13 protein-coding genes are annotated in these 11,964 nt (G+C 42.1%); 11 read left to right on the top strand and 2 right to left on the bottom strand.

The genetic code is table 11. The features are described from left to right. Positions 1-35: 35 nt before the first annotated feature. Positions 36-416, top strand: coding sequence for a RidA family protein (locus tag N6H18_RS03865; protein WP_262310520.1), 381 nt, complete (start codon positions 36-38; stop codon positions 414-416). Between the two features lie 821 nt (positions 417-1,237). Here the strand turns inward: N6H18_RS03865 and N6H18_RS03860 are convergent. Beyond that, positions 1,238-1,762, bottom strand: coding sequence for a hypothetical protein (locus N6H18_RS03860; RefSeq protein ID WP_262310519.1), 525 nt, complete (start codon positions 1,760-1,762; stop codon positions 1,238-1,240). 288 nt (positions 1,763-2,050) lie between these two features. Here N6H18_RS03860 and gltX point away from each other — a divergent pair, with 288 nt between their 5' ends. The 5 genes from gltX to accD all read left to right on the top strand — a co-directional run bounded on the left by gltX (position 2,051) and on the right by accD (position 6,778). Then, entirely contained in the window at positions 2,051-3,589 is a 1,539-nt protein-coding gene (gene gltX / locus N6H18_RS03855; protein ID WP_262310518.1) for a glutamate--tRNA ligase, read from the top strand. Further along, a complete protein-coding gene (locus tag N6H18_RS03850; RefSeq protein WP_262310517.1) occupies positions 3,586-3,759 on the top strand; it encodes a hypothetical protein in 174 nt (57 codons plus the stop codon). Before gltX ends, N6H18_RS03850 begins: the two co-directional genes overlap by 4 nt. 21 nt (positions 3,760-3,780) lie before the next feature. Further along, entirely contained in the window at positions 3,781-4,548 is a 768-nt protein-coding gene (locus tag N6H18_RS03845; protein WP_262310516.1) for a TIGR00266 family protein, read from the top strand. Positions 4,549-4,617: 69 nt separating this feature from the next. Next, entirely contained in the window at positions 4,618-5,838 is a 1,221-nt protein-coding gene (locus N6H18_RS03840) for an NAD(P)-dependent oxidoreductase (RefSeq protein ID WP_262310515.1), read from the top strand. Between the two features lie 100 nt (positions 5,839-5,938). After that, positions 5,939-6,778 (top strand): acetyl-CoA carboxylase, carboxyltransferase subunit beta, encoded by an 840-nt coding sequence (gene accD / locus N6H18_RS03835; RefSeq protein ID WP_262310514.1) that lies wholly within the window; start codon positions 5,939-5,941, stop codon positions 6,776-6,778. A 177-nt stretch (positions 6,779-6,955) separates the two neighbouring features. Here accD and N6H18_RS03830 read toward each other — a convergent pair whose 3' ends face one another. Beyond that, positions 6,956-7,273, bottom strand: a complete 318-nt coding sequence (locus tag N6H18_RS03830; protein ID WP_262310513.1) for a hypothetical protein — start codon at positions 7,271-7,273, stop codon at positions 6,956-6,958. Positions 7,274-7,482: 209 nt separating this feature from the next. Here N6H18_RS03830 and N6H18_RS03825 point away from each other — a divergent pair, with 209 nt between their 5' ends. The 5 genes from N6H18_RS03825 (at position 7,483) to N6H18_RS03805 (ending at position 11,944) form a co-directional block, all read left to right on the top strand. Further along, entirely contained in the window at positions 7,483-8,010 is a 528-nt protein-coding gene (locus N6H18_RS03825) for an RNA methyltransferase (RefSeq protein WP_262310512.1), read from the top strand. Positions 8,011-8,162: 152 nt separating this feature from the next. Next, complete coding sequence (fumC, locus tag N6H18_RS03820) at positions 8,163-9,566, top strand: class II fumarate hydratase (RefSeq protein WP_262310511.1); 1,404 nt, start codon at positions 8,163-8,165, stop codon at positions 9,564-9,566. Between the two features lie 97 nt (positions 9,567-9,663). Then, complete coding sequence (locus tag N6H18_RS03815; protein WP_262310510.1) at positions 9,664-10,269, top strand: Ezrin/radixin/moesin family protein; 606 nt, start codon at positions 9,664-9,666, stop codon at positions 10,267-10,269. Positions 10,270-10,397: 128 nt separating this feature from the next. Beyond that, the gene (gene map, locus N6H18_RS03810; RefSeq protein WP_262310509.1) at positions 10,398-11,183 is read left to right on the top strand and encodes a type I methionyl aminopeptidase; all 786 of its coding nucleotides are present in this window, start codon (positions 10,398-10,400) and stop codon (positions 11,181-11,183) included. A gap of 62 nt (positions 11,184-11,245) precedes the next feature. Further along, positions 11,246-11,944 carry a hypothetical protein gene (locus tag N6H18_RS03805; protein ID WP_262310508.1) on the top strand — a complete coding sequence of 233 codons (699 nt, stop codon included), beginning with the start codon at positions 11,246-11,248 and terminating at the stop codon, positions 11,942-11,944. Positions 11,945-11,964 lie beyond the last annotated feature (20 nt).

Here is an 11,964-nt window from a genome sequence, read left to right as displayed (position 1 = left end):
GATTTCTAGAAAGCTACTGTAATAAACAATCAAATATGCACGAAGTAATATACACCAAACACGCTCCTGAGCCAATAGGCCCATATAGTCAAGCGATCTTAGCTGGTAATACACTCTATGTATCTGGACAGATTCCTATCAATCCTGAGACCACTCAGTTGATCAAGTCTAGCATAGAAGAAGAAACCCACCAAGTGATGAAAAATATAGCTGCCATCCTCAAAGAGGCTGGAGCTGATTTCTCGAACGTAGTGAAGTGTGGCATCTTTGTCAAAGACATGGGGGACTTTGCAAAGGTCAACGAGGTGTATGGTCAATATTTCTTGGACAACCCTCCAGCCAGAGAAACGGTAGAAGTAAGCGCTTTGCCCAAAAATGTCAATGTGGAGATCTCCTGCATCGCTTACATCGCATAATTAACTCTAAGCACTACAAAACAAAAACGGTCTCACTACAGCGAGACCGTTTTACAGTGTGATGCTATACATTGCTTAACGGTCATTCCAAAATCAACTGCCATTGATCAGATTCTGCGAAATGTTTGATGCTTTCAGCGCTTTGGATTATTTTACTCATCCAAGATCTGGAGAGGAAACATATGGCTCTTCCATTATGGATGAAACTGAACTAGTGTTTTTTTAGGACATGACGCACCTAGTCAACTGTGTGGGAGCTTGAATGATTATGGCGAGAATCAGTTTTCTAAATATATTAGATAGTGTTGATATCATGCTTTTTGCATGTAATTCATCAGACTTTTTAGGAAGATCGAACGAAACGCTGACATTGATTGCTATGTGATATTCGGTGATATGCGGACAGACTGGAGCACATCCAACATAATAGAGATAAAGATGCTCCTTTCTTAAAGGACTTTGAAGACGATCACTTGGAATAATACAAGTCAGTCATTGTTGAGTCTGTTCTAGAAGGTGCTAAAAACCGAGTTCGGGCGAATTCGATAATTGGGATACCAAAAAGGATTTCATTTGTTGTAAATCAAAAAAATGAGGTGATATGGATCAAAAGTGGAGTAAATATCAGAAACGTCCGATGATTGAACTACTAAACGATTTTAAACAGGAAATAAACATGCTCAACCTTTATAAATGTATATTCCCCCAGAACTCTAAAATCCAGCTATAGCATACCCATCCTACAGACGTGGTTAATGTTGCTTTTGGAAGAGACATAGCAAATCCTGAATCTACTTTTTCCAACAACCCTTACTACAGAATCATTCCTTTGTCAAGACCACCTCGTAAGTATACTCTTCTTCATTATGGGTTTCATAAAAAATCAGGGTAAGCTGTTCGTTTTTGATATCATCTACCGTGAACATCTGGTGATAAAACTGATCTCCATTGCAGTTGGCTGCTGGTTCCTTATATTTCTCATCTGTGTAGATGCCACAGAAGTATTTTTGGTCACCATTATTAAATAAACCTCCATGGATATAATGTTTCCAGGTATATCCGCATGGATCCTCCAGACTAATGGCATCTGTAAATCCATTGATCAGCATGTCGAAAGTACCGTCCTCGTAGAACGTAAAAGTGTAAGCAGTAAATGAAAAATAACCTGTATTGGGATCAGGATACAATCCCCAGGTTCCGATTATTTGATTGTCCTTGTAGCGATCGGTGGATTCGCAGTGGGCTAACAGTTGGGTTCTCTTTGATTCGATTTGAGAGGAGTGTTCATCAACACAGCCTAGCATAGCCAAAGATAGAAGAAGTAGTGTGTAGCGGTATTTATACATAATGTTTTAGGATTAGTTACTAACTCATAGACTCTGTATTTTCAGATATGGTTGGAATCCACGTGCAATTAAGCTTCCACGCTGTTGTATTTCTAAAGGCGACTCAAACAAACCTTTTGAACATCCTTCCCGGCCGGCATACTGGTGCAATGCAGGTAATTATACCCTCTCCAAAATCGCCTCCCTTTATAAATTTCCAGCCTTGCAGTTAGCTAAGAAAATTAAAATATCGACCTTTGCGCTACCGGATGCTATCCGGTATTTTTTTGAAGGAATAATTAATCAAAAATGAGTCAAGAAGTTAGAGTAAGATTTGCGCCCAGCCCAACTGGAGTATTGCATATAGGAGGAGTTCGTACCGCATTGTATAACTACCTGTTTGCCAAAAAGCATGGTGGTAAATTCCTGTTGCGTATAGAAGATACTGACCAATCTAGGTTTGTAGAGGGTGCCGAAAAATACATCAAAGACTCATTGGCTTGGTGCGGGATTGTTCCTGACGAAGGTCCTGATCAAGGCGGCCCTTATGCCCCCTACAAGCAATCCGAAAGAAAGGATTTATACAAGCAATATGTAGATCAGTTGCTCGCAGAGGACAAGGCCTACTACGCTTTTGATACCCCGGAGGAACTGGACGTGATGCGCGAAGAGTTGAAAGCTGCCAAGGCCAATTCGCTCAACTACAATTCCATCACCAGAAACAACATGAAAAACTCTTTGACCCTCTCCGCAGCTGAGGTCAAAGAAAGATTGGATTCAGGAGAAGCCTATGTAGTGCGAATCAAAGTACCAGCCAAAGAAGATATAAGACTCAAGGATATGGTCAGAGGGTGGGTCAATGTACACAGCTCTACCATGGATGACAAGGTGCTGATGAAGTCCGACGGCATGCCAACCTACCATCTGGCCAACGTCGTAGATGATCACCTGATGAAGATCACTCATGTGATCAGAGGAGAAGAGTGGTTGCCTTCTGCGCCCTTGCACGTGTTGCTCTATCAGTATTTGGGTTGGGGAGATGAGATTCCAGAGTTTGCGCACTTGCCACTGCTACTCAAGCCTGATGGTAATGGCAAGTTGAGTAAGCGTGATGCAGAAAAGCATGGTTTTCCTATTTTTCCATTGGCATGGCAAGGACAGGACGAAGAACTCAAAGGCTTCAAAGAAGAGGGCTATCTATCCAATGCTTTTGTTAATTTCTTGGCCTTCTTGGGATGGAATCCCGGGACGGAAAACGAAATCTTTACTTTGGATGAACTGATTGAAGCATTCACCATCGAAAGAATCAATAAATCAGGAGCCAAATTTGACATTCAAAAGGCTATCTGGTTCAACCAACAATATATCAGAACTAGTTCGGTGGAAGTGCTAGCTACGGAGCTTTTGTCTCAGACCAAAGAAAACCAAGTAGAATGTACCACAGAGAACGCAAAGAAAATAGCTGCTTTGCTCCAAGAAAGAATTGATTTCATCCCTGAGTTATATTCTAAAGGAAAGTTCTTCTTTTCTGCACCCGATAGCTTTGATGACAAAGTGGTCAAGAAGAAATGGAATGACCTATCTCAATCTGTCTTGACGACCTTTTCAGCTCGATTAAAGGAGAAGAACGGACTGTCTGCAGAAGAGATTCATTCAGTGTTTGAAGAGGTTTTAGCCGCCAATGACACCAAGGCAGGTATGGTGATGCAAATTTTGCGCGTGGCAGTCACAGGTGAGGCTGGAGGGCCTGATTTGATGAAAACCATGGAAGTCTTAGGAACAAATGAAGTGGCTGATCGTATAAAAAAGGCCATGGAGTCATTTTCTTCCATGACCTCTACTTTATGAAAAAAAAGAAAGCGACACAGCCCAAGGTAAATTCTGCCCTCAAAGGCTTTGAACTGAACATAGATAGTTTTGGTGAGATCAAATCTTCTATGAATATTGATGAGCTCAATCAGTTTTTGAATGAGCATGTAGAGGATAAAAAACTCAAAGACAGAGAAGGTCTAAAGTAACACCAAAAAGTGAACACTACTATGAGAAGTCACGAAATTGATTATGAAATCAAAGGCGAAAGCATTCAAATCGTAGAGGTAGAATTAGATCCTCGTGAAACAGTTATTGCCGAAGCTGGCGCGATGCTCTACATGGAAGAAGGCATCAATTTTGAAACCAAAATGGGTGATGGCTCTAGTCCAGATCAGGGATTTTTGGGCAAGCTCTTGTCTGCTGGTACACGCGTGTTGACTGGAGAGTCTCTTTTTATGACGCATTTTACCAATCTAGGTGCTGCCAAGAGAAAGGTAGCATTTTCTGCTCCTTATCCAGGGACAGTGATTCCCATTGACTTGCAGCAGTTACCCAATCAGGAATTGATTGTGCAGAAAGATGGCTTTTTATGCGCTGCTCTCGGCACCAAAGTTTCGATCACCCTCAACCGAAAGATTGGCTCGGGGCTTCTAGGAGGTGAGGGCTTTATTCTCCAAAAACTACAGGGGGATGGCATGGCTTTCGTACATGCAGGTGGTACAGTGATCGAGAAAGTATTGCATGGGGAGACCTTGCGCATCGATACTGGTTGTGTCGTGGCATTTGAATCTACGCTGGACTTCAACATCGAATCATCGGGTAGTTTAAAATCTATGGTGTTTGGCGGTGAGGGTATGTTCTTAGCGACAATTAGAGGTACTGGCAAAGTTTGGCTGCAATCTATGCCTATCCGAAAACTTATTCAGGCCATCGCACCATATGGCAAAAACTCCAAAAAAGAAGCTTCTTCTATACTTGGCGACTTTTTAGAGTAAATCGTCTCGGTAGTTAATAGCAGATTCATTCCTTCTTGCCATCTTTGGACACAACAAAAACAACAATCCATGCCCAAGATAGGAATACTAAAAGAAGGTAAAGTTCCAGTCGATAGGCGAGTACCTATGACTCCTGATCAGGCCAAACAGATCCAAGAGCAGTACCCTGATGTGCAAATTGTATGCATGCGCAGTGACATTCGCTGCTTTGTGGATGATGATTATGCAAAGGCAGGGATCGAACTGGTAGATTCAGTAGAAGATTGTGACATTCTATTTGGTGTCAAGGAAGTCCCTATCGAACAATTGATGGATAGCAAAACCTACTTTTTCTTCTCTCACACGATCAAAAAACAAGCCTATAACCGTGACTTGTTGCGGGCAGTACTGAAGAAAAACATCACACTCATAGACTATGAAACTTTAACAAATACCGCCAATCAGCGCATCATAGCATTTGGGCGCTATGCAGGATTGGTAGGGGCATACAACGCACTGTGGACTTTTGGCAAGCGCTACAACCTTTTCGATATTCGCAGAGCACACGAATGTTTCGATTGGGATGATCTCAAAACAGAATTTAAACAAATCAAACTGCCTAATATCAAAATAGTGATTACGGGTGGAGGTAGAGTCGCCAAGGGGGCCATGGAAGTTCTAAACGGTATTGGGATCAAACGTGTGTCAGCGTACAAATTCATCCATCAGGAATACAGTGAGCCAGTTTATTGTCAGCTCAACAACCGAGACTATCATCAGCACAGTGATGGGAGGGCGTTTAGTAGAGCTGAGTTTTTTGCCAATCCACAAGATTTTGAATCTACATTTATGGATTTTGCCACCTCTGCGGATGTACTGATCGCTTGCGCCTATTGGCATCCTAAGGCACCAGTTCTTTTTACGCGTGAGCACATGACGCAGCGAGATTTTAGTATCAAGGTGATTGCAGATGTGACTTGTGATATTCAGGGGTCCATCCCTTCTACAGTGCAGCCTGCTACCATCTCAGATCCGATCTATGATTATGATCCTACACAAGGAAAAATCGCCCCACCTCTATCTGATGAAGGCAATATTACTGTGATGGCAGTGGATAATCTCCCCTGTGAGCTCCCTCGCAATGCCTCAGAAGATTTTGGGTATGAATTGGTCAACAATGTGATTCCTCATTTGATCGGCGAAGATCGAGAACAAGTCATCGCACGAGCCACCTTGGCAAAAGATGGCGTCTTGACACCTAAATACGCCTATCTGCAAGACTATGTCGATGGTCAAACTACAGAAGGCTAAAAAACAATCTTTACGATCACATATCTTCAATTGAATTCCTATCTTTGCAATCCTTCAAAACTCGGGTTTCGGGGAATTGGAGAGGACAGAAAAGTTAATTATGGCTTGGTTTAAAAGAACAAATAAAGGCATTCAGACGCCTACAGAATCAAAAAAAGAAGCGCCCGACGGATTGTGGTACAAGACCCCTAGCGGGAAGATCGTCCATATGAGAGAGCTTCGAAACAATGCATATGTCAGCCCTGAGGATGATTATCATGTAAGAATCGGATCCAAAGAATACTTTGAGATTTTGTTTGATGGTAATAAATTCACCGAATTGGATGCAGAGTTGTCTTCTGGTGACCCGCTCAAATTTACTGACACGAAACCATATCCTGCGAGAATCGTCGCGACACAGAAAAAGTCTGGCTTGACGGATGCACTCAGAAGTGCCGTGGGCAAGATGAATGGAAAACCCTTGGTGGTAGCCTGTATGGACTTTGGATTCATCGGAGGATCTATGGGATCTGTGGTGGGAGAAAAAATCGCACGAGCGATCAATTACTCATTGAAACACAAGATTCCTTTCTTGATGATTTCCAAATCTGGCGGTGCGAGAATGATGGAAGCAGGATTTTCATTGATGCAGATGGCCAAGACCTCAGCAAGATTGGCATTGTTGGCTGAGGCCAAGATTCCATATATCTCTTTGCTCACGGATCCGACTACTGGAGGCGTGACGGCATCTTATGCGATGTTGGGCGATTTCAACATAGCAGAACCAGGCTCGCTGATCGGATTTGCTGGCCCTAGGGTTATTAGAGAGACTATAGGCAAGGATTTGCCAAAAGGATTCCAAAGTGCAGAGTTTGTACAGGATCACGGGTTTTTAGATTTCATTGTAGATCGTCGGACACTCAAGAGCAAGTTGACCACTTTGCTAGGGATGTTGGAGTAGGCTTATGGCTGAACACTATCCACTTGCGTTTTGCACCTGATCATGTGAAATGAAGAAACAAAAAAAGGAACTCAAACTGATAAGCTTGGGTTCCTTTTTTGTTGAAGCCAAACAAGCATTGTCACAATACTCGCTGCTCAATTCATTTTGGAGAGGACAGTGTGTTGCGGTCAGCGTTTAAGCTTTCTGCTTAGCCTCTTTTTCCTTAAGTTTCGCTGCCTTTTGTGCAGCTTTCGCTTCAAGAGCGGCCTTTTTCGAAGCTTCTTTTGCTTCTAGCTTGGCTTTCTTTTCTGCAAGTTTTTTGTCAATAGCGGCTTGTTTGATAGCCCTTTTTTCGGCGAGAATGGCATGTCTTTTTTGTTCCTCAGCTACTTTTTTAGCGAGTTCGATAGACTTGTATAGACCTTCTTGATTGGCTTTAGAGATTTTGACGATCAATTCTTTTGGCTCTGGCGTAAAAATACCGCTGATAAAGGCACCTATTGATTTAAACATAGTCATGGTAATTTTAGTGTTAACCTGTTTTTCCTATTGGCAATGTTAAATCCTCTTGTCCAAGAAAAGAAAGAGGAATTCAATTATTTCTTTCTTTTAGCCTGAATCTGATGCGTTTATCTATTTTGACCAGCGGATGATTTTATTTCTTCATCGCTAAGAGAATGCAAAGACTATCCTTTTCTTTGCGCCAGCCAATGAATTTACAAATGCGAAAATTGAAAAATGAGGAGCTCAACCGTCCAAGTGTCGAGGAGTTCATAGCACAGGATAAGAACGACGTAATTGTTATTTTGGACAATATTCGCAGTTTGAACAATGTTGGATCTGCCTTTCGAACCTCAGATGCATTCAATGTACGCAAGATTTATCTATGTGGGATCACAGGGACCCCCCCACATCGTGACATCAACAAAACAGCTCTGGGATCCACAGAAACGGTTGCTTGGGAACATGCCGCGGACACGACGGCTCTTGTCAAACAATTGCAAGCAGATGGTTGGACGGTGTTCTCGATTGAACAGGCTGAAGGTGCGACGATGCTCAATGATTTTCATCCCATTGACGGTGGTAAATACTGCTTTGTCTTTGGTAATGAGGTGTTTGGAGTGGAACAAACAGTAGTCACCGCCAGTGATGGCTGTTTGGAGATCCCACAATTCGGCACCAAACACTCGCTCAATATTTCTGTAACCATAGGTGTGGTGCTTTGGCACTATATCAACAAGATACTATAGTCTGTGTGTAGCTCTCAGCTCGTGGCGTAGCTAGAGATATTCGGGTTTCTTTAGCCCAGTCTGTGTTCTTTGATTGACTGAAGATTATTTGAAACTCATTATTTGTTGATTCTAGTGATTCTATGATTAATTTTGACTCAAACAAATACGACATGGAATACAGAATCGAAAAAGACACGATGGGCGAGGTGCAAGTCCCCGCTGACAAATATTGGGGTGCTCAAACCCAAAGATCAAAAATGAATTTTAAGATTGGTGGAGAGAGCATGCATATGCCTAATGAAATCATCAAAGCTTTTGCCATTCTGAAAAAATCTGCTGCTGAGGCCAATTGCCAATTGGGCGTGCTTGACAAAGAAAAGTCTGATTTGATCGGACAAGTTTGCGACGAGATTTTAGCAGGAAAACTCGATGATCAATTCCCCTTGGTTGTGTGGCAAACAGGGTCAGGTACCCAATCCAATATGAATGCCAATGAGGTGATTGCCAACAGAGCACATGTGATCAAGGGTGGAAACCTAATGGATGCAAAGAAATTTATCCATCCCAATGATGATGTGAATAAGTCACAATCATCTAATGATACCTTTCCTACAGCGATGCACATCGCAGGATACAAGATGATCGTGGAGACTACCCTGCCAAAAGTTAAAATGCTCAGAGATACTTTGAATGAGAAGGCAGTAGCATTCAAAGACGTGGTGAAAATCGGTCGCACCCATTTCATGGACGCTACTCCATTGACTTTGGGTCATGAGTTTTCTGGCTATGTAGCGCAATTGGATTTTGCGATGAAAGCCATCAACAATACACTCACTCATTTGTCAGAATTGGCACTAGGAGGTACTGCAGTTGGTACAGGTTTGAACACACCCAAGGGGTATTCAGAATTAGTGGCTAGCATCATTGCCAAGCATTCTGGTTTGCCATTGGTCACAGCACAAAACAAATTTGAAGCATTGGCGGCTCACGATGCGATCGTAGAGAGCAGTGGAGCATTGAAGCAACTGGCTGTGAGTTTGATGAAAATTGCCAACGACATAAGAATGCTATCGTCAGGACCTAGAAGCGGAATCGGCGAAATCACCATACCAGAGAATGAACCAGGATCGTCAATCATGCCTGGCAAAGTAAACCCTACCCAGTGTGAAGCCATGACTATGGTTTGTGCTCAAGCAATCGGTAACGATGTGGCGATTTCAGTAGGAGGTATGACGGGACATTTTGAGCTGAATGTGTTCAAACCAATGATGATTTATAACTTGCTCAATTCCGCTAGATTGCTGGGGGATGCTTGCGAATCGTTCAATGAACATTGTGCCATAGGTATCGAGCCGAACTATCCTGTGATTGCAGACAAGTTGGAAAAATCTTTGATGTTGGTGACAGCACTCAATCCACACATCGGATATGAAAATGCTGCTAAAATTGCAAAAAAGGCACATAAAGAAGGGAAAACACTGAGAGAAGCTGCTTTGGAATTGGAGTTATTGACCAATGAGCAGTTTGACGAATGGGTCGTCCCAGCGGATATGGTGGGCAGCTTAAAGGACTGATCTTTTAAAAGATAGCCTAAAAAAGTCTAATTATTACTTTAATTAGATGAATATATTTGTACATTAGTAACTATAAATTGGATTAAATCATAAAATTATGAAGAGTATACTAGCAATTTTCTCTGTTCTACTAGCACTAAGCATGTCATTTGATGCTACAGCACAGATGTCTAAAAGTGAGAGTAAAGAATGGAAAAAAAGAATCAAATCGCTGACACCAGAACAATATAAGGCGCTGCTAGAAGAGAACAAATCACTGAAAGGTCAGTTGAGCAGCTTGAAAGCTGAGGCTGCTGATTTTGACAGTAAATTCAGAGAGAAGGATGATCAAATTTCAGATTATCAAGATCAAGTATCTAGTTTGAGAAAAGAATTGGCCGAAGCTAAGAAGAATTCATCAGGATCTGGAGAAGAGGGGTTGGCAAGCAGGGGAACCGTTTCTCAAAAAGGAGTTTTGTTTAAAGTCCAAATTGGGGCTTTCAAACAAAAGGATTTATCTAAATTCTCTCAAGGAAACCCTTCTTTCGAAGTGGACAGTGAAGATGGAACTATGAGATACACTATTGGTGTATTTAAGGATTACTGGGAAGCAGATACGTTCAAAAAATACCTAAGAGAAATGGGAGTGAAGGACGCTTGGATCGTAGCTTACAAAGACGGCAAAAGAGTGCCAATCAAAGAAGTTTTAGAAGGGGTAATATAATTATTACACCATTCAGGATACAAACCCTGATCTGAGGACCGAGTGAGCTTGGTGTTTGGATCAGGGTTTTTTGTTGTAGGGGGACTGTATTTTGATATACTTTTGCCGATTGACAATATGAAAGCAATATGATTCATTACAAAACAAGAGAAGAAATAGAGTTGATGCGTGAGAGTGCGCTCATTGTTTCCAAAACATTGGGAATGTTGGCTGCTGAGGTGAAACCAGGAGTGACGCCTCTACAACTTGACACAATGGCTGAGGCCTGTATCCGAGATCATGGTGCAATTCCTGGTTTTTTGGGGCTCTATGATTTTCCCAATACGCTTTGTATGTCACTCAATGAGCAGGTAGTCCACGGTATTCCTGACAACCGTCCTCTCGAAAGTGGAGACGTGATCAGCATTGATTGCGGTGCGTTGAAGAATGGGTTTTATGGTGATCATGCTTATACTTTTGAAGTCGGCGAGGTAGCTCCAGAAGTGCGGCAATTACTCAAGGTAACCAAAGAATGCTTAGACCTAGGCATAGCTCAAGTAAAAAAGGGCAACCGAATAGGTGATGTCAGCTTTGCCATCCAGCAACATGCCGAAAAACACGGTTATGGTGTCGTGAGAGAGTTGGTAGGACACGGCTTGGGTAGAAAAATGCACGAAGGACCTGAAGTCCCCAATTTTGGCAAGCGTGGTAGAGGTCCTGTCATCAAAGAGGGTCTTGTCATCGCCATCGAACCGATGATCAATCTAGGTACTAAAGATGTGAGGCAATTGTCCGATGGGTGGACGATCATCACTGGAGATCGTAAACCGTCTGCACATTTTGAACATGACGTAGCTGTAGTGGATGGAAAAGCCGAAGTTCTATCAACATTTAGTTACATAGAAGAAGCACTGAAGAGCATGGGACAAAGCTAGTTCTAGATATTCGTTGCTTTTAGTTATTTTTAGTCTATTGTTTATCCTAATTATCCCGAATTATGAATGCTGAACCTACTAACTATTTAGAATCATGGACATACATTGCCCACATATCTGCGCTGGTGCTTATACTGATGGCTTGTGTGAATTACATAGTTTACATGTTGATTGTCACAGTGATGGGACATCGCTCGGGCAAATACAGCTTCGTGCTCAACAATGAGTCCAAAGTGATGATGGTCTCCGCAGTAGGGGTATCTATTGCAGTAGCATTGATCCTCAACGCGTTTATGCTCAACGAGAGAGATTTTAGCCATATTTTCGTATTTTCCTTAAAGGCAGGCTTATCTCTCGGAATAGGTATTACGATTGCTTTTGCATTCAATGCTTATTTAAATACCTATTATCCATTCATTCTTGAAAGACGATTGGCAGATATCCGATTCAGAGTCAGAAAAAACCCAAAAAATGGTCATGCGATGAGGTTACTCAACGAGGAAGAGGAAGATGAACATCTATCTGAAGAGATGATGAAACAAGAGGAGGACTTTGAGTTTGACTTTGATGTGTGGATTGATGATAGAACAGGTGAAACCATCATAGAAACCTATAAGGGTACAACCAATAGAATCTGTGGGAAATGTAATTTCCGTACCTTGAAAATGGTCAAAGAGGAAGTTGATGAAATATCTAACGACAAAACCAAATACTACAATTGTTCGCATTGCGGGAACAAAGAAAAGGTCGTAGGAGCATAAGTAAAGGGAGCTAATAACTC

The sequence above is a fragment of the Reichenbachiella agarivorans genome, from assembly GCF_025502585.1.
In the GTDB taxonomy this organism is placed as follows: Bacteria; Bacteroidota; Bacteroidia; order Cytophagales; family Cyclobacteriaceae; genus Reichenbachiella; species Reichenbachiella agarivorans.
Note: the sequence above shows the minus strand (reverse complement) of the source record. Positions and strands in the feature narration are given on the sequence as shown.